This window comes from Pseudomonas gingeri (assembly GCF_013386165.1).
GTDB lineage: Bacteria > Pseudomonadota > Gammaproteobacteria > Pseudomonadales > Pseudomonadaceae > Aquipseudomonas > Aquipseudomonas gingeri_C.
In genome coordinates this window covers 154,983-179,803 of sequence record NZ_JACAOS010000015.1, presented here as the reverse complement: position 1 = coordinate 179,803, position 24,821 = coordinate 154,983, and the positions used below count along the sequence as shown (strand labels likewise).

The window sequence follows — 24,821 nt, the reverse complement described above, 5'->3', positions numbered from 1 at the left end:
TAACGTGGCGTCGATTGTCAGACGATTCCAAAGCCCGATAGGATAGCTCCAGCTTTAGAAGGGGCTCTAGATTGCCGGTTTCAGACGATCCGGCAATCATGAAAATGCCCTCGAAGGCGCCCTGATAGGTTGGATGACCTGACAATAATAATGGGGAGAAAGGTCTATGAATGAGCCTGTGAGGCCTACGGGTTCTGGCTGTCCGCCGACATGGCGCGGTGCGGCATTGCTGGTGACGGCACTGGCGCTGTCGGGGCTGGCGACACTGCCGGCCAGCGCATACGCGGCGGCGTCCACCGCCGCCGATACGGTCTACTCCATCGAATCTTCCAAGGCGAGCAAAAGCCTGCTGCTTGATGTGGTCCACGCCGGCAAGCGCCTGGTGGCCGTTGGCGATCGCGGGCACATTGTCTTTTCCGATGACCAGGGCGCCCACTGGACCCAGGCCCGGGTCCCAACCCGGCAGATGCTCACCGCCGTCTATTTCGTCGATGACCAGCACGGCTGGGCCGTCGGCCACGATGCACAAATCCTCGCCAGCGTTGACGGCGGCGCCACCTGGACCCGCCAGTTCCAGGACCTCAAGCGTGAAGCGCCGTTGCTCGATATCTGGTTCAAGGACGCCAGCAGCGGTTTTGCCGTGGGCGCCTACGGGGCCCTGCTGGAAACCACCGATGGCGGCCAGCATTGGGAAAACGTCAGCGAGCGTATCGACAACCCCGACCAGTTCCACCTCAACGCCATCGCTGCGGTCAAGGACGCCGGGCTGTTCGTGGTCGGCGAGCAGGGCAGCATGTTCCGCTCCGCCGACTGGGGCCAGACCTGGGAACACGTCGACGGCCCTTACCAGGGCTCGTTGTTCGGCGTGATCGGCACCGCCCAACCCTCCACGCTGCTGGCCTACGGCTTGCGCGGCAATCTCTACCGCTCCACCGACTTCGGCAGCAGCTGGGAGCCGGTTGAACTCAAGGCGGCCCGTGGCGCCCTGGAGTTCGGTCTGTCCGGTGCGACCTTGCTGGCCGACGGCTCGCTGGTGATTGTCGGCAACGGCGGCAGCGTGATCCGCAGCAGCGATGACGGCGTGACCTTCAGCGTGTTCAACCGTCCCGACCGGATTTCCCTGTCGGCGGTGACGGCGGCCGGCAACGGCAACCTGATCCTCGTCGGCCAGGGCGGCGCCCACACCACCACGCCCACGGGCGCTGAGCTGGGCCAATAACAAGAAAGGCGGGAATGTATGAACAGTCAGCAAAGTCATCATCAAGACAAGGCGACGTTTCTCGAACGCCTGATTTTCAACAACCGCCCGGCGGTGATCGTCATCTGCCTGCTGGTCAGTGTCTTCCTGTTCTGGCAGGCCACGCTGATCCGGCCGTCCACCAGCTTCGAGAAAATGATTCCGCTCAAACATCCTTTCATTGAAAAGATGATGGAGCACCGCAACGACCTCGCCAACCTGGGCAACACCGTACGGATTTCGGTGGAGGCCAAGGACGGCGATATCTTCACGAAGGAGTACATGGAGACCCTGCGTCAGGTCAACGACGAGGTGTTCTATATCCCCGGTGTCGATCGCTCCGGCCTCAAGTCCCTGTGGAGCCCCAGCGTGCGCTGGACCGAGGTGACGGAAGAAGGTTTTGCCGGCGGCGAGGTGATCCCGCAGAGCTATAACGGCTCGGCCGACAGCCTCGAAAAACTGCGCAACAACGTGCTCAAGTCCGGCCAGGTCGGCCGCCTGGTGGCCAACGACTTCAAGTCGAGCATCGTCGATATCCCGCTGCTGGAGTCCTACCCGGACCCGCAGGACCAGGGCAAGTTGCTGGCCCTCGACTACCAGAAATTCTCCCACCAGCTCGAAGAGAAGATCCGCGACAAGTTCGAAGCACAGAACCCCAATGTGAAGGTGCACATCGTCGGTTTCGCCAAGAAGGTCGGTGACCTGATCGATGGCCTGGTCATGGTGGTGCTGTTCTTCGGCGTTGCCTTCATCATCACCCTGGTGCTGTTGTACTGGTTCACCCGGTGCATCCGCAGCACCGTCGCGGTGCTGATCACCACCCTGGTGGCGGTGGTCTGGCAACTGGGGCTGATGCACGCGTTCGGCTTCGGTCTGGACCCTTACTCGATGCTGGTGCCGTTCCTGATCTTCGCCATCGGCATTTCCCATGGCGTGCAGAAGATCAACGGTATCGCCTTGCAATCCAGCGACGCCGACAATGCCCTGACGGCGGCCCGGCGGACCTTCCGGCAACTGTTCCTGCCGGGGATGATTGCGATCCTCGCCGATGCCGTGGGGTTTATCACCCTGCTGATCATCGATATCGGGGTGATCCGCGAACTGGCCATCGGCGCGTCCATCGGCGTGGGCGTGATCGTGTTCACCAACCTGATCCTGCTGCCGGTGGCCATCTCCTATGTGGGCATCAGCAAGCGGGCGGTCGAGCGCAGCAAGAAGGATGCGACCCGCGAGCATTCGTTCTGGCGCCTGTTGGCGAACTTCGCCAGCCCCAAGGTGGCTCCGGTGTCCATCGTCCTGGCCCTGCTGGCCCTGGGTGGTGGCCTTTGGTACGGGCAGAACCTGAAGATCGGCGACCTCGACCAGGGCGCGCCGGAGCTGCGTCCTGACTCACGCTACAACAAGGACAACCGCTTTATCATCAATAACTACTCCACCAGTTCCGACGTGCTGGTGGTGATGGTCAAGACACCGCCCGAGGGCTGTTCGCACTATGAAGCCATGGCGCCCATCGACGAACTGATGTGGAAGATGCAGAACACCGAGGGCGTGCAGTCGGCGATTTCCCTGGTGACCGTGTCCAAGCAGATGATCAAGGGCATGAACGAGGGCAACCTGAAATGGGAAACCCTGTCGCGCAACCCGGATGTGCTGAACAACTCCATTTCTCGGGCTGATGGCTTGTACAACAACAATTGCTCGTTGGCCCCGGTGCTGGTGTTCCTCAACGACCACAAGGCCGCGACCCTCGACCGCGCGGTACATGCGGTGCAGGACTTCGCCAAGGAGAACAACAAGGACGGCCTGGAATTCCTTCTCGCCGCCGGTAACGCCGGGATCGAGGCGGCCACCAACGAAGTGATCAAGGAGTCGGAACTGACCATCCTGATCCTGGTGTACATCTGCGTGGCAACCATGTGCATGATCACCTTCCGTTCCTGGGCCGCGACCTTGTGCATTGTCCTGCCGCTGGTGCTGACTTCGGTGTTGGGTAACGCACTGATGGCATTCATGGGCATCGGCGTGAAGGTCGCGACCTTGCCGGTGGTGGCGCTGGGGGTGGGGATTGGCGTGGACTACGGCATCTACATCTACAGTCGCCTGGAAAGCTTCCTGCGGGCGGGCTTGCCGTTGCAGGAGGCCTATTACCAGACGCTGAAATCCACGGGCAAGGCGGTGTTGTTTACCGGCCTGTGCCTGGCGATCGGGGTCTGCACCTGGATCTTCTCGGCGATCAAGTTCCAGGCGGACATGGGCCTGATGCTGACCTTCATGCTGCTCTGGAACATGTTTGGTGCGCTATGGCTGCTGCCGGCGCTGGCGCGGTTCCTGATCAAGCCGGAGAAGCTGGCGGGCAAGGTGGGTGGGTCGTTGTTTTCCCATTGAGGGCGAGTACAGATCCCTTGTGGTGAGCGGGCTTGCCCGCGCTGGGGTGCGAAGCAGCCCTAAAACCAGTGATCGCGGTGTGTCAGGTAGAACACGGTGATCGGTTTTGCGACTGCTTCGCAGCCGAGCGCGGGCAAGCCCGCTCGCCACAGGTAATGGCTCCGCTGGAGGGCAATATCGCCTATCATGGGCACTTCCTCAAACACGATAGAACACCATGACCGCTGCAACCGAGACCCTGCTCAACGTCCTTGAAACCTGCAACATGCTTGAAGTCGACGGCCTCCACGCCTTCGATTTCACCCTCGACGACAACCGCCTGCTGATCGAATGCATGGATGGCCGGGCCGAGAAGCGCTGGAGTTTCACCCGCGCCCAGCTTGAAGCGGCGACTTTCGACGAGGCTCTGCAAAGCTGGACCCTGAGCGACGACTCCAGCGAGCATCGCCTGGTCTGCATGAGTGCTTTCACCGGTCGCGACGAAGAAGAGTAAGGCGTTTGCACCATCGATTCAGCGCCTCGTCCGAGGTGTGCGAGCTGCGACAATAGACCGCAGACCCTGATGAATCAGGGACTTGCGCTTCTATTAATGACGCTGATATCCGCTACTGCTCCAATGAATTTCAACGATAGAAGCCTCCGGATGTACTTTTGACTCACGGCCTGAAAGGGCAAGCAAGCCAACTGACATTCGAGGGTGACCACCATGAACTTCAATCTTTTCTCCATCATCGCCGCTTCCGCTGTTTCCGCTACCGTGGCCCTGCCTGCCAGTGCCAGCGTGGAAATCAACAGCCCTAAAAGCCACACCCAGAGCTACACCCAGAAGTATCTGCAACAGAGCGCCAACTTCTACGCCGCCCTGGATCACAAAGCCCAACACTGAGCATCGGTTGTCGTTGTAGGAGCAGCCGGTCGACGCTCGATTGCTCGCGATGGTAGTTGCAGCACCGCGGAGTATCAGATTTTCCGCGTTATCGTTGACGTCCATCGCGAGCAAGCTTGCTCCTACAAAGGCTTGGCCATCACAGAGTTGAACAGTTCCGAAGCCAGGAACCGCTCCAGCCAAGTCTGTAAGTGTTTGTACGGCGCTTGCGCAAACCACACCTGATCCACATGGGCAAATTGACGCACGAAAGGTGCGACTGCAATGTCCGCCAGGCTCAGGTGTTCGGCCAACAGATGGCCGTTACGCGCAAGCAAACCGTCCAGCTTCAACAGGAACTCTCCACCCTGTTGCCGATAGTGCTCCATGGGAAACTCCGGGTAACGCACCGCATACTTGTAGCGGTCGAGCCACAGTTTGAAAACCCCGTCGTTCTCCTCGATCAGCAGCGCCGCAGCCTCTGCCGCCGCCGGATCGCGGCTGAGTCGCCAATCCTGCGGATCATGCTGAGCCAAGGCCCAGTGCATGATCTCCAGACTCTGCTCGATCACCCGCCCATCCGCACACGCCAGCACCGGCACCGTGCCCTTGCTCGACAATGCGAGCATCTGCGCCGGCTTGTCCTTGAGGCTGACCTCCTCGATATTCACCGCCAGCCCCGAATAGCGCAGCGCCATGCGTGCGCGCATGGCGTAAGGGCAGCGACGGAACGAATACAGCGTGGCCGGCGTCATTTCACCTCCAGGGTGCTCAGTCCGTTGCCCTGGCGCCGTACCTGAATCTGCACCGGTATCCGCTCATGCATTTCCTGCACATGGGAAATCACCGCGACCTTGCGCCCCTGGGCCTGCAAGCCGTCCAGCGCATCCATCGCCAATTGCAGGGATTCCGGGTCAAGGCTGCCGAAACCTTCGTCGATAAACAGCGATTCGATCTTCAGTGTGCTCGAGGCCATCGACGCCAGGCCCAACGCCAGGGCCAGGGAGACCAGGAAGGTCTCGCCGCCGGACAGCGAATGCACCGAACGCAGTTCGTCGCCCATCTCGGTGTCCATCACCAGCAATCCGAGCATGCTGCCGCCGCGCTTGAGGCGATAACGCCGCACCAGTTGGCGCAATTGCGCGTTGGCGTGGTGCACCAGCAGGTCGAGGTTGTAGGCCTGGGCCAGTTTGCGGAAGCGATCGCCGGTGGCCGAGCCGATCAGCGCGTCCAGGCGGGCCCAGCGCTGATACTCGCTGTTGGCCTCGGCGATCCGTTGTTGCAGCTCCTGGTTGGCGTCCTGGCGGCGCTGGTCTTCGCTCTGTTGCGCGCGCAGTTCGGCACAGTGCTGTTCGCTGGCCGCCAGTTGGTTGTGCAGATCGGCCAGGGCGACATCCAGTGCCGCTGCATCGAGATGGCCGTTGTGCTGGGCCTGATGGTGCTGAAGGTGCTTTTCCCGCTCCTGTAGCAACACCCGGGCTTGCTCGACGGCTTTTTCGCTGAGCTGTAATTGCTGGCGCAACTGGCTGATGTGTTCATCATCGCAGGCCAGCAGATGCTCAAGCCCGGCGTCGTCCAGTTCCGGATGGCGAGCACGCCAGTCTGCAACCTGCTGCGCCAGTTCCAGGCTTTCCTGTTCCAGGGCCTGCCGGCGTTCCTGGCGAGACTTGAGGTCGGCGTCGAGCTGGATGCGTTGGCTATCGAGCGCCTGCAACTGCTGGCTGGCCGACGCATCGGCCTGTCGGGCGTGTTCCACCGCCTGATCCATCTGCTGCTGCCAGGCTTCGACGCTGGCGTGTTCGCCGATCAAGCCGACCAGCGTGTGCTGACTGGACTGTTGCTGTTCAAGCAGTACGGCGCAGCGTTGTTTCAGTTCTTCGTATTGCTGCTCGCGGGTCTGCTGGCGCACCTGCTCCAGTTCGATCTTTTCCTGGCGCTCGCGCTGTTCCTGTTGCTCCTCGCGCTGCTGTTCGCACTGGTTGAGGCGTTGCGCCACCTGTTGATCGAGCTGCATGAAGGTCGCCGCCGGATCATCACGCAGCCCTTGCAAGGTCTCGGCCGGCAACAGGCTGGCGAAGGCGCCTAGTTCCTGTTCCAGTCGCTCCTGGTCGGTGCCCATCTGGCGTTGCTGATCGAGCAACTGCTGGTGCGCGGCCTGGCTGGCCTCGGTGGCGGCCTGCAATTGTTGCTGGAGCCGCGCGGCATCCTGTTGCAGGGTGAGCAGGGCGGTTTGCCGTTGCTCGTCCTGATTGATGTTCTGCTGCAACTGGTTCAACTGCTGGTTGAGCCAGGTCTCGCGGCGAGCGCTGTCCTGCTCCAACAACGCGTCGTGCAGCGGATGCGCTTGCAGGCTCGGCGCCAGTTCCTGTTGTTGCAGGGCCAACTGTTCCTGCTGGGTGAGCAGCTCTTTCTGCTGGGCAATCAGCCCGCCGACCTTTTCCCGTAGCTGGTTGAGCTTTTCCGTCAGTGTGTCGACGGCCTGTCGTGCCGCGGCTTCTTCGCTCTCATCGTGACGGCCGAGGCTCTGTAACAGGGCCTCGGGTTGATGGTAGGGATGTTCATGGCTGCCGCACACCGGGCAGGGTTGATCATCCTGCAACTGTCCGCGCAATTCCTCGACGCTGGCGCTGCGGGCCAGACGCTGACGCTCCAGCAGTTGCCGGGTAATCGTCAGGGTCTGCTCGGCGAGCTTGAGTTCGTCCCGTGTCTGCAAGCCTTCGCGATTGAGTTCGTCGCGTTGCTGCTGGATACCTTGCAGCCGTTCCTGCAACTGCTCAGTGCGTTGGTCCAGCTCGCGTTGGCGGCTCCACAGGCGTTGCAGTTCTTCGAAGGCGCGCAGTTGCTTGCGATTGTCCTGCAGCAGGCTGCCGAGAATCTGGATCTGTTCACCGACGGCAGCCGGTTCCGCCCCGGCTTCGCTGTACAGCACTTCGAGTGCGCCGCGTTGCTCGGCCAGTTGTTGATCGGCGTGGACGACGCGGGTCTGCAACTGCACCAGTTCGCGCTGGCCCTGGTTGAGTCGGTTGCCGATCAGCATCAACTGCTGCAACCGATCGCGGTAGGCGTTCCAGGCCTCGCTCAACGGGGCGAGGGCGGCACTGTGTTGCAACTGCCCGGCGATCTGTTCCAGGCGCGTGGCAACCTGCTGCTGTTGATCGAGCAGGTTGCCGAGCTGCGTGCGGCCTTCGACACTGGCCTGTTCGGCGGTCAGTTTCTGTCGCTCGGCATCGCCCAGGTCCTTGTCCAGGTGAATCAACGTGGCCTGTTCATCGAACGCCTGGCGCAGCCGTGGTGCGCTGTCGTTTTGCCGGGCCAGGGCCTCGGTCAACTGGGCGTGAGCGGTCAACCGGCTCTGTTCAAGTTGCTGCTGACGGGCCTGCAAGTCGGTCTGCTGATCCATATGCTGCTGGATCTGCGCGGCCAGTGGCGCCAGTTGCTCGTTCAGCTGCCGCTCACGGGCGAACTGATGCCGCTGAGGGGCCAGTTGTTCCAGGCGGGCGAGCTGCTGACGTTCGATGCCGCGGGCCTGCCAGTCCTGTTCGGCGCCTTGCAGTTGCTCGACGGCGGCCTGGTGCTGCTCCTGCCATTGCAGCAACTCCTTGAGCCAGGTGTGCTGCGACTCCAACTGCTTGAGCTGGGCCTGCTGGCTTTTGAGTTGCTGTTGGGCCTCACTGAAGCGTCCATCCAGTTCGGCGCGTGCTTCAGCCGCCATGGGCGCGACGCCACCGGCCTGGTCCAGCAACAGCTTGTGGGCTTCGCGGGCCTGCTTGGTTTTGTCGAAGGCGCGACGACCGAGGCGAGTGTAGAGGGCGGTGTCGGTGAGTTTTTCCAGCAGTTCGCTGCGCTCGTTGTCGTCAGCCTTGAGAAAGGCGCTGAACTCGCTCTGGGCCAGCAACACGGCGCGGGTGAACTGTTCGAAGTTCAGGCCCAGGCGGCTTTCCAGCAGGGTCTTGTATTCGCCTTTCTGGCTCGCCAGCAGTTGATCGCTGTCGAGATCACGCAGGCTCTGGCGGCTGGCCTGTAATTTTCCGCCGGCCTTGTCCCGGGCGCGGTTGGCTTCCCAGCGGGCGCGGTAACGACGGCCATCGATGCCGACAAAATCCACTTCGGCATAGCCGGTGCCGGTGCCACGGCGCAGCAGGGTACGTGGGTCGCCTGTGCCGATTTCACCGTCGGCGTCCGGCACCTTGGCGTCGCGCGAAGCATTGTTGAGCCGTGGCACGGCGCCGAACAGCGCCAGGCACAAGGCGTCGAGTAGGGTGCTTTTACCGGCGCCGGTGGGGCCGGTAATGGCAAACAGGCCAGCGCTGGCCAGGGGCTCGGCGGTGAAATCCAGTTCGAAGGGCCCGGCGAGAGACGCCAGGTTTTTCAGGCGGATGGCGAGGATCTTCATGGCTGTTCGCCCTCCAGCTGGACTTCCTGCAACAGCACGGCGAAGTCATTCAGGGTCGCTTCGTCCACCGGGTTGCCATAGCTGTCCTGCCAGGCGCGACTGAACAGTTCCTGGGGGCTGAGCTGATCGAGGTTGATCAGTTGCGTGTTGTCCGTGTCGCCTTCGCCGCCCTGGGTGCCGGCGTATTCGGCCGCGATGCGGACCAGGCGCACGGCCTTGCCTTGCAGGGCCGTTTCCACTTGCTGGCGCAGGTCCGGTTGCGGCTCGTCCAGGCGCACCCGCACTTCCAGCCAGGGCTGGCGTTGCAGGTCGGCCAGAAGGTCGACGTCGGGCAACTGCGTCAACTGTTCGAGAATCTCGGCAAGGGGCGCGGGACCCAGGCGCTGCAGGTTCACGGCGCGGGGGATCAGGCGGCTGTCGACGCTGACCAGGGTTTCGCCCTCAAGGACGATATCGAGGATCTGGTGCTGATAGGCGATTTCCGAGAACGACAGCGGGATCGGCGAGCCGCTGTAGCGGATGCGCGCTTCGCCGTTGACCTTCTGCGGCTTGTGCAGGTGGCCGAGGGCGACATAACTGACGCTGGCGTCGAACAGGCTCGCGGGCAGGGCTTCGGCGCTGCCGATGATCAGGCTGCGTTCCGAATCCTCGGACACCGAGCCGCCGGCCATGTGTGCGTGGCTGATGGCGACCAGGGCCTGGCCCGGCTGGCGCTTGGCGTTGGCCGCGGCGATCAGGCGCCGATGCACCTCGCCGATGCCGCGCAGGTAGTCGTCACCCAACTGCGTGCCGGTGACTTCGGCGGGCCGCAGAAAGGGCAGGGCCAGGCACCAGGCGGCGATTTCGCCGTTCGCAGCGGGCAATGGCAACAGCAGGCGTTCGCTGTCCAACTGGCCGTCGTCGAGCCATAGCACCCGACCCACTGCATGGGTGCGCAGGCGGCGCATCAGCGGCGCGGGCAGCTCGATGCGGGAACCGGAATCGTGGTTGCCGGCGATCATCACGATGGTCAGCAGCGGCTGCTGTTCGTGGGCGCTGACGATAAAGTCGTAGAGGCGTTCCTGGGCTTTGACCGGCGGGTTGACGGTGTCGAAGATATCGCCGGCGATCAGCAGGACATCGGGCTGCTGCTGCCCGAGTTGGGCCAGCAGCCAGGTGAGAAAACACGCGTGTTCGAAATCCCGCTCCTGGCCATGAAGGTTCTGGCCCAGATGCCAGTCGGAGGTGTGAAACAGACGCAAGGCAAACTCCAACTTATCGATTATTTGGGGTAGAGCGGCGGCAGGCTGCTGTCGCTGACCGGGTCCTGGACCCGCTCGGCGACCGGGATCGCGCGGATCGCCCGCCACAATTCCTCACCTTGCCAATACAGGCCGCTTTCGCTGTAGAGCGCGCCGTTGAGGCCGTCCAGCGCATCGGACAGGGTGACGAAACGCGCGGCCATGTCGGCCAGGGTTTCCGGTTGCTGCCGGGCCCAGGCATCCAGGGCCTGGCGGGTGGCCTGGGGGTCGTTGGCCAGGCAGGTGCGCTTGAGGTCATCGAGCAGCGTGCGTGGGCTCGGGCCGGTCTGTGCGGCGCGATGCACCGCCGGTTGCGAGCGGGCCCGCCACCACAGGCCGAAACCGAGCAGGGTGGTGCAGGCGAGGAGCAGCGTGCTGAGCTTCCAGGCCCAGAGCAGCGGTGGCTGGGGCGGCGCGTTGTTGGCCGCGCTGCTTACCGGAGTGTCCACCGCCAGGCTCGGGTTGTTCGCCACTTGCAGGGTCCGCGCCGGCAGACTGCTGCGCTCCAGATGGTCTTCGTGGGTGTTCCACCAGACCACCTCCACCGCTGGCAGGTCGAAGCTGCCGCTGTGGGTCGGGACCAGGGCCTCACGCTCCTCGCGAGTGCCGATCAGGCCGCGCTCGCTGTTCTGGTTGCTCAGTTGCGCTTGATCCGGGTAGCGGCGCAAGCCATTGAGGGTGGTGGCCGGCAGGGGCGGCAGTTGCCCGCTGGAGAGTCCTTCGGCCTTGACGGTCAGGCTGCGGGTCAGGGAGTCGCCGACCTGGCTGTGATCCGGTTCCGGGTTCCAGCTTTCGCTGAGGCTCAGGCTGCGGGCCGGCAACCAGGGGGCGTCGGCCGGCCAGGTGGCGGGCTGCGGCTTGACTTGCAGGAGTATCGGCGTGGAGCTGACACGCATCAATTTGCCGGGTTTGGCGGCCTGGGGCACCTGGCCCTGCACCTGATTCGGCTGGGCGTCCACCAGGGTGGCGCTGAATACCTGCACGGGGATCGCCAGTTCGCCGCTGTGCTGCGGATAGATCGCATAACGCCATTCGATCACACCATGACGCACGCCATTGATCAGCTTTTCGTAAGTGCGCGACTCGCCCAGCTGTTCTATGCGGGCGTCGGGGATCTGCAACGGGGTGAGGCTGCTGTCGTCATACAGCGACACCGAGTGATAGATACGCAGGGTCAGCACGGCCTGGGCCTGGACGTAGACCGCGTCCTGGTCGAGGCTGGTTTCGATGAACACCGGCGCCAGGTTGCTGGCCACGGCCTGCTCTTCGCCTTGCACGATCTGCAGGGTGATCGGTTCGCTGCTGAGTTCGCCCAGGTGCAGGGGGGGAATCACCACGCTGCCGTTTTCTTTCGGCGTCACCGTGACGATCCAGCGCGTGGTGGCCTGGCTCTCGCCGCCCAGGCTGGTCAGTTGGTTGACCTGGCGGGTGCCGCGCACTTCGAACTGCGCGTCCAGTGGCGTCAGGTCGGGTTTGCCGAACTGGGTGACATCCTTCGATTCGAGGGTCAGCTCCACCGACTCGCCGGAGTTCAGGCGCGTGCGGTCGACGCTGGCCAGCAAGCCCTCGGCATGGGCCGACAGGTTGGCGCAGAGCAGCAGCGTAAGGAACAGGGAGAAGCGCAGGGTCATCGGGTCTTGTCCTGATGGAGCTGTTGTTCGTACCAGAATTTACGCCGCAGCAGTTCTCCCGGATCATCGGGGATCTGCCGCAGCCATTGTTCCAACGCCTGATGGCGTTCACCGTCGATGATCTCGGCGGCGGCCCGCAAGGGCGGGTGGGTGGTCTGTTCGTCGCCCAGTTCGCTGCCCGGTACGTCATTGCCGCCCGGCTGATTGCCCGCCTGGCTGGCCTGGGCATCGGGCGGTTGATTGCCGCTCGGTGGGTTCTGCTCCTGGGGCGCGGATTCGGCCGCGGCGGTGCTGGACGAACTGGTGCCGGCCGGAGCCGATTGTGCCGCGCTTTGTTCGGTGCCGGTTTCAGCGGGGTCGGTGGTCTTGCTCGGCTCAGCCGGTGTCGCGGCCTTTTTTTCCCTGAGCAGTTCTTCCACCAGTGTCCGGTTCTGCAAGGCCGGTCGCAAGTCCGGCTGGCGTTCCAAGGCCTGTTCGTAGGCGTCCAGCGCGGCCTCCAGTTCACCACTGCGGGCCAGGGCATTGCCACGATTGTAGTGGGCGTTGGCATCGTCGCCTTCGGCAAACTTCTTCGCGGCGGCGCTGTAATCGCCGGCCTCATACAGCGCGAGGCCTTGCCATTGCGGGTCTTCGAAATGTTCCGCCGCTTCGAGCGGATGTTTTTGCTCGAGCAACTGTTGGCCCTGCTGGTCCGGCCGCAACCACAGGTCGGTCAGCTCAAAGGCTTGGCTCGGCTGCGGGAACAGGAAGAACAGTGGCAGGCAGAACAGCCAGCCACGGCGTCCGGCGCAGGCGGCCAGCAGCAGGAGCGGCAGCAGCAGCCAGTAACCCTGGTCGGCCCAGCTGTCGAGCTGCACGGTCTGGCCGTCCTTGCGCAGGTGGCGCGGGCCGTCCAGTAGGCCGAGGCTGCGCAGGTCGCTGTCGTCCAGGCGGGCCTGGCGGTAGCGACCACCGATTTCGCCGGCGAAGTCCTTCAGGCTCTGGCTATCGAGATGGGGGACCAGGATGGAGCCCTGGGCGTCCTTGAGGAAACCGCCGTTCTCCTGGGCCACCGGTGCGCCATCACGGGTGCCGACCCCGAGGATCAGCAGGCTGTGGGGCTTGCCCTCGAGGGCCTGGCGGATACCTTGGCGCTCTTCTTCGCTGAGGGACGAGCCGATCAACAGCAAGCGACCTTCGCCGAGGGATCCACGTTCGAGCAGGGTCAGGGCCTTTTTCACCGCGAGGTCGGCGCGATGACCTTCTTCGGGCATGATCGAAGGTTTGATCGCGTCCAGCAGATTGCGGCTGGTACCGAGGTCATCGGACAGGGGCACCAGCGTGTGGGCGCTGCCGGCGTAGACAATGATCGCCGTCTGCGAGTCGCTGCGGGCGTGCAACAGGTCGAAGAGTTTGCGGCGGGCCTGTTCCAGCCGGTTCGGCGGCGTGTCGGTGGCGAGCATGTCCGGCGTCAGTTCGAGCAGCACCACCAGCGGGTCCAAGGGTTTCTGGGTGGACTCTTCGACCCGTTGCCAGCTCGGGCCGAGCAGAGCCAGGGCGGCCAGGGTCCAACCCAGGCCGAGGGCGATCAGGTGCAGTTTGCTGCTGTTGCGGCTGCCGCCATTGAGCAGGACCCGGTGGAAAGCCGTCGGCAGGATCATCTGCCAGCGGCCAGCGCGTTTCTGCCGGTGCCAGAGTTGCCACAGCAGCCAGCCCAGCAGCGGCAGGACCAACAGCCAGGCGGGGCGGAACCAGTGGGGCCAGAGGGTTGCGATCATCGACGCCTCCGCAAGCGCAAGCGTTCCAGGCGCTGGCGCCATTCCGGGCGCTGTGGCAGGAACTGTCGGCGTGCGAGCCAGCGTTGCAACAGGTTGTCCGGCCAGCGTTCGCGGATCACCAGCAACACGCTGATCAGCAGCGCGAGACTCAGGGGCCAGTGATACAACGCCCGAGCGGGGCGGGCCTGGGTTGGCTGCTGGGCGACGGGCTCAAGCTTGTCGAGGGTTTCCTTGATGGTTTTCAGCTCATCGCCGTCGCGGGCACGGAAATAGCGACCGCCGGTGATGCTGGCGATTTCCTTCAGTGCCGGTTCGTCGAGATCCATGCTCGGGTTCAGGCCGAGCATGCTCAGGGTGCCGGTTTGTTGCGGATCGGCGCCCATGCCGATGGTGTAGATTTTCACGCTTTCTTCGGCGGCCAGTTGCGCGGCGGTGATCGGATCGATTTCGCCGGCGTTGTTGGCACCGTCGGTGACCAGGATCAGCACCCGACTTTGCGCCGGACGCTGGCGCAGGCGTTTGATGGCCAGGCCGATGGCGTCGCCGATGGCGGTGTTCTTGCCAGCGATGCCGATTTTCGCTTCGTCCAGCCAGACGCGTACAGTGCGCCGGTCGAAGGTCAGCGGTGCCTGCACATAGGCCTTGCTGCCGAACAGGATCAGGCCGACGCGATCGCCTTCGCGGTGTTCGAGAAAATCGCCGAGCAGGTGCTGGACCAGGCCCAGGCGGCTGATGTCTTCGTCCTGCCAGCGCATGTCGGGGTATTCCATGGAACCGGACAGGTCCACCGCCACCAGCAGATCACGACCGCTGGCGGCCACCGGCAACGGCTCGCCCAACCACTGCGGACGGGCGGCGGCGGACAGCAACAGCAGCCAGAGCAGGAGGTGGGGCAATTGCTGGCGCCAGCTCGGCAGGCTGACCCGGGCGCGGCGGCGGGCCAGGCTTTCCAGGTCGGCGAGAAAACTCACTTTCAGCGCCGCTTCGCCGCTGTCGGCCACGGGCAGCAGCAGGCGCATCAGCCAGGGCAGCGGCAGCAGGGCAAAGAGCCAGGGCCAGGCGAACTCAAACATGTTTGCGGATCCAGGTATCGATCGCCTGGCTCAACCCGGCGATGGCCTTGTCGTCGAGCTTGCATTCGGGCTTGTAGGCGCCTTCCACCAGCACCATCCAGCGGGTCAGGCCGGCAGCCGGGCAGCGGTTGTCGAGGAAGGCCAGCCATTTGCGGCCATTGAGGGTGTGGCTCTGGCTGTAGGGGTAATGGTTGCGGCACAGGCGCTTGAGCAGGCCGTTGAGTTGTTGCAACCAGGCCCCGGCCGGGGCGCCGTCGTAGGGTTTGGGCAACTGCGCGAGTTCCGCCAGGGCCGCCAGGCGAACCGGGTCCAGGGGCTGTTCGGCGCGGGCGACGGGACGCTTGGCCGGCAGGAAGCGGCGCAGGTACCACGCACCGACAGCCAACAGCGGAATCAGCGCTAGCAGCAGCCACCAGCCCGGTGCCGGCGGCCAGAAACCCTGGATCGGCGGGGTGATCAGCGGTTGCAGTTGCTCCAGGCTGCTCATGGCTGTTTCCCCGGACGTTGCGGGTTCAGGTATTCGCGCAACTGCTCGACCATTTCGCTCTGGGTGCTCAGGGGCATCAGCAGCACCCGCAGTTTCTGCGCCAGCAACTCCCAGCGGGCAATCCGGGCTTCACCCTGGGCGCGGTAGCTCTGGCGCAGTTCCAGGTTGAGGGTGTCGAGTTCCAGTTGCGCGCCGCGTTCGGCAAAACGCAACAAGCCGGCAGCGGGGAGGGCATGGTCGAGGGGATCGGAGACCGGCAGCATCAACAGATCGCAATGGCGCGAGAGCAGGCTGAGCTGTTGCTCGGCGGCATCGCTCAGGGCCCGCTCGTCACAGATCACGATCACCAGGCTGCCGGGGCGTAGCACCTTGCGTGCGCGGATCAGCGCCAGGCCCAGGGCATTGGGCTCGGCGGCGGCTTCGGTGTGCAGCGAGTGGTTGACCCGCACCAGGCGGTTGAGCAGTTGCAGCAGGCTTTGCTTGCTGCGCCGCGGCTTGATTTCGTAGTGCTCGCTGTCGCCATAGACCAGGCCGCCGACCCGGTCATTGTGACCCAGGGCGGCCCAGCCGATCAGGCTCGCGGCCTGGGCGGCGAGCACCGACTTGAAGGTCAGTCCTGAGCCGAAGAACAGTTGGCGGCTTTGTTCCACCAGGATGAAGATCGGCCGTTCGCGTTCTTCGTGAAAGAGCTTGGTATGGGGTTCCTGGGTTCGCGCGGTGACGCGCCAGTCGATGGTGCGCACATCGTCGCCAGCCTGGTAGACCCGCACTTGGTCGAAGTCGACTCCACGCCCGCGCAACTTCGAGTGGTGCAGACCGATCAGCGGGCTGCGCTGGCTCGGCGTCGAGAACAGCTGCACTTCGCGCACGCGATGGCGCATCTCGATCAGTTCGGCGAGGGTGGTGCGGATGCCGGGCTCGGCGGGCAGGGGCGCGATCATCGTCCGGGTCAGGCGACGGCGACGACATCGAGGATGCGCTGCACCACCCGGTCCTGGTCGATCCCGGCGGCTTCGGCCTCGAACGACAGGATGATGCGGTGACGCAGCACGTCGAACAGCACCGCCTGGATATCCTCGGGGCTGACGAAGTCGCGCCCGGCCAGCCAGGCATGGGCCCGTGCGCAACGGTCGAGGGCGATGGAACCGCGAGGGCTGGCGCCGTAGGCGATCCACTCGGCCATTTCCGGGTCGAACTTGGCCGGTGTACGGGTCGCCATCACCAGTTGCACCAGGTACTCCTCCACCGCATCGGCCATGTACAGGCCGAGGATTTCCTTGCGGGCGGCGAAGATCGCCTGCTGGCTGACCCGGCGCTCCGGCTTGGTTTCGCCGTTCAGGGCTTCACCCCGGGCCTGCTGGAGGATGCGGCGTTCCACCGCGGCATCGGGGAAGCCGATCTTGACGTGCATCAGGAAACGGTCGAGCTGGGCTTCGGGCAACGGGTAAGTGCCTTCCTGCTCGATGGGGTTCTGGGTCGCCATGACCAGGAATAACGGTGACAGGTCGTAGGTGCTGCGCCCGACACTGACCTGGCGCTCGGCCATGGCTTCGAGCAGCGCCGACTGGACTTTGGCCGGGGCACGGTTGATTTCGTCGGCCAGCACCAGGTTGTGGAAGATCGGCCCTTGCTGGAACACGAAGCTGCCGGTTTCCGGGCGATAGATCTCGGTGCCGGTGATATCGGCGGGCAGCAGGTCGGGGGTGAACTGGATGCGATGGAACTGCGCTTCGATGCCTTCGGCCAACTCCTTGATGGCCTTGGTCTTGGCCAGGCCCGGGGCGCCTTCGACCAGCATGTGACCGTCGGCCAGCAGTGCGATCAGCAGGCGCTCGACCAATTTTTCCTGGCCAAGGATCTGCGCGGAGAGAAAGGTTCGCAGCGCAAGCAGCGCTTCACGATGTTCCATCGATGAGTGTTCCTGGAGAGGGTGGCCGACGGCATTCGAATTAATGTCACGGCTGGGGGCGTTACTTTAATGCATCGGGGGCGGTGGCGACTAACGGCTATGGGGATTTTTATGGATTTTGAGGAAAAGTCTTACCTTGTTGAGAATCATCTCCTGCAAGTTGCCCCGCCCTGGCGATTTTCCACCGGGCAGGGCGAGGGGCGCTACGGGTTATTGGGCCAATGCGCAGCCATAGTCCTGGATTTCCTCGGTGGAGCCGCGGCTGAAGTCCTTCAGGCTCAAACGGTTGGCCAGCAACAGCAGATCGCCGCCTGGCGCTACCACCAGCGCCAGGCCGTAGTAGGACAGGCTGTCGCCCTGTTTGCCGGCGTACTCACCCAGCACTTTGAACGGGTTTTCCTGTTTCAGGTCCTGGCCGTTCAGGCGTTTTGCCAGGTACTCATGACCTCTCAGCTTGACTGTCAGGGGTTGCCATTCCCGGGTAACCTGCGGGGCGTGTTCGACCAGCTGTTGGTAGACCTCGGGGCGCAGGCAGGCCAGGTGGATATGCAGTTGGCCCTGGGAGCGGCCGTACGGCGAGTTGATGGCCAGGGAGAGGAACGCTTCCTTGATCGGTTTGCCGGCTTCGGCGGACAGGCGCCCACGTTGCTGCCAGGCGCTGGCGAAAAAGGCGTAGTCATTGTCCTGCAACAGCAGCGGGCTCTCGATGCCGGTGATCCGGTCCGTCGGAATGGTCAGGTTGTGCAGGGGGCCCTTGCGATCCTTGAGCAAGGCAACGTGCTGCTGCAGATCCACCATCAGGCATGGCTCGGGGTTCCCGGCGTCCTGCTGATGGGGCACGCATTGCTGGCTGACGATCTGCCAAAGCGCATTACCTTTGCCAAGCCCCCAGATCAGCCAGGACCCCGCCGCCAGTATCGCGACCACCAACACCAGCCCTGAAATTTTCAGCCACTTACTCATGCCACTTTCCTGATCAGAAGTAAAAACCAGGACACTCTAAACCAGCTCTTCGTGCTTTTTTGTGTCGATTCTGATCGCGGATGTTTCAAGCCAATCGGCTGTCAGCCCAGTTCGCTGATATAGGTGCCGGTGCCGTCGAGAATGTTTTTCAGGGTTTGTTCGACTTCGGCCAGGTCGGCCGCGGCGGTCTGGTGCTGGATCTCCAGGTGATCGTCGCCGTTGAGGACGTCGGCATCGGCGGCGGCGATTTCGATCAGCAGGCGCGTGGCGCTCAAGGTGACCTTGACCCCGTCCAGGGTCGACGGATCGCCATCGAGGGTGATCTCCAGCTCGTCCTCGTCGGGGTAGCGGGTCATCAGGAACATCTCGCCCTTGTCGCTATGGCAGCAGAGCATGGCCATGTTGTCTTCTTCGTCATCGCAGGGGTTGACGATAAGGTGGGCGGTACTGAGCTGCATGGGGGAGCGTCCTGTCTGGGCGAGGGGGAGCGCTATTTTGCCTGCATCCGGGATATTTTTCAGGGCTGAATGACGGGAAGCTCAATAGTTATAAGAAGCATCCTGATGTGGTTTAACTATTACTATTGTCAGGCGGACTCGTACAGACCTGTCATTTCTGACAGTAGACGCTGCCGACTGAAGTGCTGATAATCACTGCCAAGCCGAGTTTCAGTGTTCGTCGTCCGGTTGAAGATTTTTTATAAAAATCTTTTCGCGGAGGGCGGGGCATTGAAAGTCTCAATCTTGATGTGTACCTATAATGGCCAGCGCTTTCTGGCCGAACAGATCAACTCCTTTGAGCGCCAAAGCCATTTCAATTGGAGCCTGGCGATATCCGACGACGGCTCTACGGATGGAACCCTGGACGTCGTCCGCAGTTGTGCCAGTGGCTGGCCCGCGGAGCGCCTGAAAGTATTCTCTGGTCCGAAGAAGGGATTTGCGGCCAATTTTCTCTCGTTGACCTGTCGTGCTGAAGTTCAGGCGGACTTTTATGCCTGGTCCGATCAGGACGATATCTGGAACGAAGACAAACTCGAAACCGCCTTGATGTGGCTGCAAAGTGTCCCGGAGCAGGTCCCGGCACTTTATTGTGGTCGCACACAATTGATCAGTGAGTTGGGTATCGCCGCTGGCCAGTCGCCGAGATTTTCTCAGCCACCGAAGTTTGCCAATGCCCTGGTACAGAGTATCGGTGGCGGCAATACGATGGTGTTCAATCACGCTGCCCGGGAGATTCTCCGCGAAGCGGGTCCGCATATCGCCATTGTTTCCCATGACTGGTGGGCTTATCAACTGGTGTCCGGCAGCGAGGGTGGGGTGGTCTTCTACGATCCCCATGCCAAGACCCTCTACCGTCAGCACAAGAGCAATCTGGTGGGCAGCAATGCCGGTTGGTGGGCGCGCTTTTATCGGTTGTGGATGGTGATCCATGGGCGCTTTCATGAGTGGAACAGGAAAAACATCCGAGCCTTGGAAGTGATGAGCCATCGTTTGGATAAGCAGAGTCTCGAAGTTCTTTCAGCTTTTAAAACAGCCCGAGATCAATCGCTGCTCCAGCGGGTCGCCGGTATCCGCCGTTCTGGCGTCTATCGGCAGACGCTTGGTGGCAATCTGGGGCTGCTGTTTGCCACGTTGATCAGAAAGATTTGAAAGCCTTTTGTTATTGGCTGCTTGTCTAGCTCGACCGAGAGGTCGTTGTTTTTTGATTTTCAGAGGCATTGACCGGATGGATGAATTCACCAGCAGGTCGAGAGGAGTATGGCGTCACCGAAGTCTCGCGGTGATGCTGGCGCGGCGTGACATTATCGGGCGCTATCGTGGTTCATTACTGGGTGTACTCGGGTCGCTGATTTATCCCCTGTTCATGTTGGCTATCTACTCTTTTGTCTTTGGCGGCATATTCAAGTTTCGTTGGGAAACCGACAGTAGTTCGTTGTTTGAGTTTTCCCTGATTCTTTTTATCGGCATGGCGGTTTTCAATCTGTTCTCTGACTGTGTCAGCCGGTCGCCGGGCGTGGTGCTGGCCCACGGCAGCTATGTCAGGAAAATCGTATTTCCTCTTGAAGTGCTGCCGGTTGTGTTGCTGGCGGGTGCGCTGTTTCAGTTTCTGGTCAATCTATGTGTCTGGCTGCTGTTCTATGCACTGTTTTTCCACCGGCCGCCTCTGACTGCACTGCTGCTACCTCTGGTGATCCTGCCTTTGCTGTTGTTTACCCTCGGTGTGTCCTGGGGCCTGGCGTCATTGGGAGCTTACTTTCGCGACATCGGTCACCGGGTTGACGCATCAGTCACTGCCCTCTTGTTTCTGTCACCGATCTTTTATCCCGCCACCGCGTTGCCTGAGGGATTCCAGCGGCTCATGTACCTGAATCCATTGGCTCGGGTGATTGAAAATGCCCGAATGGTATTGATTTGGGACCGGTTGCCTGATCTCGGATCCTGGTGCCTGTCGTTACTCGTCAGTGGCTTGGTGGCCTGGCTCGGGCTGGTTTTTTTCCAGAGAACCCGTGGAGGATTTGCCGATGTCCTCTGATATTGCCATCTGTGCCGAGGGACTCAGCAAGTGCTATCCGATCTACAACAAGGCCAGTGATCGGCTCTTTCAAGTGCTGTTGCCGGGGCGAAAGTGCCGCTATCGGGAGCTTTGGGCGTTGAAGGATGTCTCGTTCGAACTGAAAAGGGGCGAGGCCATTGGTGTTGTCGGGCAAAAGGGGTCTGGCAAGTCGACCCTGCTGCAGCTGATTTATGGAACCTTGAGGCCTACCTCCGGGGCTTTGCGCGTTCAGGGACGTGTTGCGGCACTGCTGGAGTTGGGGGGCGGTTTCAATACCGAGCTTACCGGGCGTGAAAATGTCTATATGGCGGCCGCGCTGTATGGGCTGAGCCTCGAGGAAATCAATCTGCGCTTTTCCGCGATTGCGGCTTTTGCGGATATCGGTGGGTTCATGGAGCAACCGCTCATGACCTATTCGAACGAGATGTACGTCCGCCTGGCTTTTGCGGTTATTGCCCACGTAGACGCCGATATCCTGGTGATCGACGAAGCTCTTTCCCTGGGCGATGCCTGTTTTTTCAAGAAATGCATGCGGTTTCTCCGACAGTTCAAGGAAGAACATTCGCTGATTGTTGTCAGCCACGATACGGCAGCCCTTATCCATCTGTGTGATCGGGTGATCTGGCTGGACCGCGGGGAAGAAAAGCAGACGGGGCCATCTCAGCGGATCTGCGAGGCGTACCTGGAAGACTTATTTCGTTCGAAGAGTGATGAGCTGGCGGCCCCGGCGGGCCATAGAAACATGATCAAGTGCCATGGCCACGGCAGCCTGAAGCTGTGTGATCAGCGCGGCGCCACAATCAATTCGAATGGTCTGGAAGTTATTCGATTCGACCCACAGGCGCCTGCTGTAGATGCTTTTGGTGGGGAAGACGCTCGTATTGTCGACGTCAGTCTCAACGACTCTTCGGGTGCCGGATCGACATGGTTGCTGGATGGCGAGCGTGTCACGCTCAAAGTCGAGGCACAGACCGTTGTTCTGCTGGAAAGCCCCATTATCGGTTTTTTTATAAAGGATCGTCTGGGGCAGACGCTCTTCGGCGACAACACCTATATCAGTCAGATCGGCAAGGATCGTACTGCTCCAGCAGGCTCTATGTTGTCGGCGGAGTTTGAGTTCTGCATGCCTTGTCTGGCCAAGGGTGACTATGTCATCCAGGTTTTGATTGCTGACGGCGAGCAACATGATCACAAGCCACTGCACTGGTGCCACGAGGCCCTGTTGATCAGGTCGCATCGTGATCCCGTGTCGACAGGAATCATCAGTAGTCCGTTTATCACTATAAGTCTTATCAATGTGTGCCAGATTAAATAGAGCGCGCTTTTAGGGGCTGTGCCAAAAATACTGTAAAGACCCTCCATTCAGATGGCTTTTGCGTAAGCCCTGAACTCTAAGGCTAGGTGGGACGAGTGAATAATTTTAAATTAGCGGCAGGTGATGTTGCAAAAAGTCTAGCCAGAAGCCAGCTTTTTTTAATGCTGGGTTGGCAGGATGTAAAACAACGTTATAAAAGGTCGAAAGTTGGTCCTTTCTGGCTAACCATCAGCATGGGCGTCATGATCGCGACGATTGGGCTCGTGTTCGGAAATATCTTCAGCTCACCCATGGCTGATTTTCTGCCCTTCCTGACGCTGGGCCTGATCCTGTGGGGGTTTATCTTTAGCTGCGTCACTGATGGCTGCAATGCCTTCATTTCGTCTGCCTCCATCATCAAGCAATTGCCGGTGCCGCTGCCTATTCATGTGTTTCGAGTGATCTGGCGCCACTGTGCCATCCTGTTGCATAACCTGATTATCTTGCCTCTTGTGTATCTCTGCTTTCTGAAGCCTGTTTCTTTCGTTGTGCTACTCAGCCTGATCGGCTTTGTGTTGATGGTGATCAATGTCAGTTGGATGGCACTGTTGTTCGGCGTGCTGAGTACCCGCTTCAGAGATGTTCCACAGTTGCTGCAAAGTTTTTTCCAAGTGGTGTTTTACCTCACTCCAATTATTTGGATGCCGCACTTGCTGCCCGCTCGTGCCAGCACCTTGCTGCTGAGTTGGAATCCCTTCTATCACATGTTGGAAGTTGTGCGCGCTCCCCTGTTGGGCAATATCCCGTCTCTCGACAGCTGGATCATCAGTATGGGTATGGCTGTGGTGGGTTGGCTGGTTTCACTGGCGGCCTATGGCGCCTGTCGAAACAAAATAGCGTACTGGCTCTGAGGCTGAGTTTGTTATGGCACACGTTAAACTCGAAAATGCGTCTGTTGAGTTTGAAATCTTCGAAGCAAGCAGTCGTTCGTTGAAACGTCAGCTCATCCAGACCGCCACTGGTGGCAGGCTGCACTCCAATGCTCATCAACGTGTGGTGATCAAGGCGCTGGCGAATGTGTCCTTTAGCGTCAAGAGCGGTGAGAAGGTTGCCTTGATCGGCCATAATGGCGCGGGCAAAAGTACGCTGCTCAGGGTACTGACCAAAATCTATGTTCCCTCCAGTGGTAAAGCCACTATCGAGGGTCGGGTGTCCTCGCTGATTGATATTTCTCTGGGCATGGATCCGGAGTCCTCGGGGCGAGAGAATATTTTCATTCGGGGCGCATTGCTGGGCCAAAGTAAGAAAGAGATACAGAAACAGCTAGATGAAATCATTGGATTTTCGGAGTTGGGGCAGTTTATTGAAATGCCTATCCGAACGTATTCAAGTGGCATGAGCATGAGATTGGCTTTTGCTATTTCTACTGTGCTTAAGCCTGAAATCTTGATCATGGATGAATGGTTGTCGGTCGGTGATGAACATTTTACTAATAAAGCTGAAGATCGCATGAATTCTTTGTTGGAAAAAACGGAGATTCTAATTTTGGCGAGCCACTCGTTCGATTTGATTAGGAAAACTTGCAATCGGGCGCTGGTCCTGCAGCACGGCTCAGTTATTTTTGATGGTAGTGTTGACGCGGCCATCAATCACTATCACCAGATTTGATTGTTGGAGACTTTGAAATGACAGAAGCTAGTGGAGTGTTTGAGGCGCCTATGATCTACTTTAAAGCAATGCAGGCCAAGGTGACCGTCGCGGTTATCATCCCGTTTTACAATGGTGCTGACTTTATCGAACGTGCATTAGTCAGTATTGAGTCTCAAACGATTCCGGCGGATGAAGTGATTGTGGTCAACGATGGCTCAATGGCTGAGGAGCAGGAAGCCCTTTACAAGCTGCAGGAAAGGTACGAATTTGTTCTTATTGACAAGGAGAACGGCGGTCAGGGTTCTGCACGCAACGTTGGTGTAGCATCGTGTAAATGCGACTATGTGTGCTTTTTGGATCAGGACGACTTCTATCTCGAAAATCACATCGAAATTTTGGTTGAGGGTATCCCCGCACGTGATGCCCGGCTGGGTTTTGTGTACGCTGATTTGTATGAGGCCGATGGTGACGGCCATATCATGCGCACCAGCATGGTAAAAGAACATGCCAGCCATCCAAAACGATCGATTATCGATTTGCTGCGCTATGATATGTTTGTGTTGCCCTCTGCGTCACTGATCTGTGTCAAGGCCTTTAATGCCGTAGGCGGTTTCGATCCGCAATTTACGGGTTATGAAGATGATGACTTGTTTATGCGTATTTTTCGCAAGGGATATACTAACTACTATATCGATAAGCCTGTGACCGTCTGGTGCATTCACTCGGCCAGTACGTCGTATGGCATCAAGATGAGCCGCAGCCGCTATCGCTACTTCGAAAAGCTCTGTGGACTGTTCCCTGATGAGGAAGACAAAGCGCGCTACTATTTTCGCGACTGTCTAATGCCGCGTTTCGGAAATATGTTTATATTGGATGCCATCAAGGCCACCAGGATAAACTTTCAGCATCGTGATGAAGTGAATGGGATTCTAAAAAAATACGCTGTCAAGGTTTTCGAAAACAAGCACGTACCTCGAAAAGTTAAATTCAAGTTGGGCCTGTTGGTCAGGTTAGTGTCGTTGCCGTCAGTGAAGTTGGTTCGATTTTTGGCTCGAGTCCGCCGTTACTCCCTGCTGAATCGAATCATTCGTTTCTAGGTGTTTGCCACCAATGAGATGATTCGTGCGTATGGGCACGCCTATCAGAGGGTGCTCGGCGTGGTCGGACGCACCCATGCGTCCAGTGCCTGACGCGCCCCATTTTGCCCTCCCTACCAGCCAATGTCCGAATATGTCGCAGCACCGCAAGCAGCGGCGTTCGCGCACTCGTTAAGCTGCGCAACGGAGCGTCGCCCGCGAAAATACAGCCTGTGCACCCGGCCGTTAACGTCGTGTGCGACTATCT

General features: G+C 60.5%; 21 protein-coding genes. 10 read left to right on the top strand and 11 right to left on the bottom strand.

Features of this window, described 5'->3' with window-relative positions; genetic code table 11:
* The first annotated feature begins 166 nt into the window (after nt 1-166).
* The 4 genes from HX866_RS13450 (at nt 167) to HX866_RS13435 (ending at nt 4,508) form a co-directional block, all read left to right on the top strand.
* Nucleotides 167-1,219 carry a WD40/YVTN/BNR-like repeat-containing protein gene (locus tag HX866_RS13450; protein ID WP_177124458.1) on the top strand — a complete coding sequence of 351 codons (1,053 nt, stop codon included), beginning with the start codon at nt 167-169 and terminating at the stop codon, nt 1,217-1,219.
* A gap of 18 nt (nt 1,220-1,237) precedes the next feature.
* Nucleotides 1,238-3,622, top strand: coding sequence for an efflux RND transporter permease subunit (locus tag HX866_RS13445; RefSeq protein ID WP_177092245.1), 2,385 nt, complete (start codon nt 1,238-1,240; stop codon nt 3,620-3,622).
* 217 nt (nt 3,623-3,839) lie between these two features.
* Nucleotides 3,840-4,115, top strand: coding sequence for a DUF5629 family protein (locus HX866_RS13440; protein WP_177124456.1), 276 nt, complete (start codon nt 3,840-3,842; stop codon nt 4,113-4,115).
* 213 nt (nt 4,116-4,328) lie between these two features.
* Entirely contained in the window at nt 4,329-4,508 is a 180-nt protein-coding gene (locus HX866_RS13435; RefSeq protein ID WP_121138726.1) for a hypothetical protein, read from the top strand.
* Between the two features lie 122 nt (nt 4,509-4,630).
* Here HX866_RS13435 and HX866_RS13430 read toward each other — a convergent pair whose 3' ends face one another.
* The 11 genes from HX866_RS13430 to HX866_RS13380 form a co-directional block, all read right to left on the bottom strand.
* Nucleotides 4,631-5,242, bottom strand: a complete 612-nt coding sequence (locus tag HX866_RS13430) for a glutathione S-transferase (RefSeq protein WP_177139974.1) — start codon at nt 5,240-5,242, stop codon at nt 4,631-4,633.
* Complete coding sequence (locus tag HX866_RS13425) at nt 5,239-8,880, bottom strand: SbcC/MukB-like Walker B domain-containing protein (protein WP_177139973.1); 3,642 nt, start codon at nt 8,878-8,880, stop codon at nt 5,239-5,241. Before HX866_RS13425 ends, HX866_RS13430 begins: the two co-directional genes overlap by 4 nt.
* Complete coding sequence (locus HX866_RS13420; RefSeq protein ID WP_177139972.1) at nt 8,877-10,121, bottom strand: exonuclease SbcCD subunit D C-terminal domain-containing protein; 1,245 nt, start codon at nt 10,119-10,121, stop codon at nt 8,877-8,879. Before HX866_RS13420 ends, HX866_RS13425 begins: the two co-directional genes overlap by 4 nt.
* 20 nt (nt 10,122-10,141) lie before the next feature.
* Nucleotides 10,142-11,791, bottom strand: coding sequence for a BatD family protein (locus HX866_RS13415; protein ID WP_177139971.1), 1,650 nt, complete (start codon nt 11,789-11,791; stop codon nt 10,142-10,144).
* The gene (locus HX866_RS13410; RefSeq protein ID WP_371319260.1) at nt 11,788-13,545 is read right to left on the bottom strand and encodes a vWA domain-containing protein; all 1,758 of its coding nucleotides are present in this window, start codon (nt 13,543-13,545) and stop codon (nt 11,788-11,790) included. Before HX866_RS13410 ends, HX866_RS13415 begins: the two co-directional genes overlap by 4 nt.
* Nucleotides 13,545-14,621, bottom strand: a complete 1,077-nt coding sequence (locus HX866_RS13405) for a vWA domain-containing protein (protein WP_177092238.1) — start codon at nt 14,619-14,621, stop codon at nt 13,545-13,547. Before HX866_RS13405 ends, HX866_RS13410 begins: the two co-directional genes overlap by 1 nt.
* Complete coding sequence (locus HX866_RS13400; protein WP_121138738.1) at nt 14,614-15,108, bottom strand: DUF4381 domain-containing protein; 495 nt, start codon at nt 15,106-15,108, stop codon at nt 14,614-14,616. The genes HX866_RS13405 and HX866_RS13400 overlap by 8 nt, the downstream gene beginning before the upstream one ends.
* The gene (locus HX866_RS13395) at nt 15,105-16,049 is read right to left on the bottom strand and encodes a DUF58 domain-containing protein (protein WP_177092237.1); all 945 of its coding nucleotides are present in this window, start codon (nt 16,047-16,049) and stop codon (nt 15,105-15,107) included. Before HX866_RS13395 ends, HX866_RS13400 begins: the two co-directional genes overlap by 4 nt.
* An 8-nt stretch (nt 16,050-16,057) precedes the next feature.
* Nucleotides 16,058-17,017: an AAA family ATPase gene (locus tag HX866_RS13390; protein WP_100942931.1), complete on the bottom strand. Its 960-nt coding sequence runs from the start codon at nt 17,015-17,017 to the stop codon at nt 16,058-16,060.
* 210 nt (nt 17,018-17,227) lie between these two features.
* Nucleotides 17,228-17,980 carry a CDP-diacylglycerol diphosphatase gene (locus HX866_RS13385; protein ID WP_177139969.1) on the bottom strand — a complete coding sequence of 251 codons (753 nt, stop codon included), beginning with the start codon at nt 17,978-17,980 and terminating at the stop codon, nt 17,228-17,230.
* A gap of 101 nt (nt 17,981-18,081) precedes the next feature.
* A complete protein-coding gene (locus HX866_RS13380) occupies nt 18,082-18,438 on the bottom strand; it encodes a hypothetical protein (protein ID WP_177139968.1) in 357 nt (118 codons plus the stop codon).
* 213 nt (nt 18,439-18,651) lie between these two features.
* On the opposite strand from HX866_RS13380, the gene HX866_RS13375 reads away from it, so the two are divergent.
* The 6 genes from HX866_RS13375 (at nt 18,652) to HX866_RS13350 (ending at nt 24,574) form a co-directional block, all read left to right on the top strand.
* The gene (locus tag HX866_RS13375) at nt 18,652-19,629 is read left to right on the top strand and encodes a glycosyltransferase family 2 protein (RefSeq protein ID WP_371318773.1); all 978 of its coding nucleotides are present in this window, start codon (nt 18,652-18,654) and stop codon (nt 19,627-19,629) included.
* A gap of 76 nt (nt 19,630-19,705) precedes the next feature.
* Complete coding sequence (locus HX866_RS13370; RefSeq protein ID WP_256344921.1) at nt 19,706-20,512, top strand: ABC transporter permease; 807 nt, start codon at nt 19,706-19,708, stop codon at nt 20,510-20,512.
* Nucleotides 20,502-21,848 carry an ABC transporter ATP-binding protein gene (locus tag HX866_RS13365; protein ID WP_177139967.1) on the top strand — a complete coding sequence of 449 codons (1,347 nt, stop codon included), beginning with the start codon at nt 20,502-20,504 and terminating at the stop codon, nt 21,846-21,848. Before HX866_RS13370 ends, HX866_RS13365 begins: the two co-directional genes overlap by 11 nt.
* Before the next feature lie 95 nt (nt 21,849-21,943).
* Complete coding sequence (locus HX866_RS13360; RefSeq protein ID WP_371319252.1) at nt 21,944-22,738, top strand: ABC transporter permease; 795 nt, start codon at nt 21,944-21,946, stop codon at nt 22,736-22,738.
* Between the two features lie 13 nt (nt 22,739-22,751).
* Nucleotides 22,752-23,495: an ABC transporter ATP-binding protein gene (locus HX866_RS13355; RefSeq protein WP_177092233.1), complete on the top strand. Its 744-nt coding sequence runs from the start codon at nt 22,752-22,754 to the stop codon at nt 23,493-23,495.
* Between the two features lie 17 nt (nt 23,496-23,512).
* The gene (locus HX866_RS13350; protein WP_218179695.1) at nt 23,513-24,574 is read left to right on the top strand and encodes a glycosyltransferase family 2 protein; all 1,062 of its coding nucleotides are present in this window, start codon (nt 23,513-23,515) and stop codon (nt 24,572-24,574) included.
* Nucleotides 24,575-24,821: the final 247 nt, after the last annotated feature.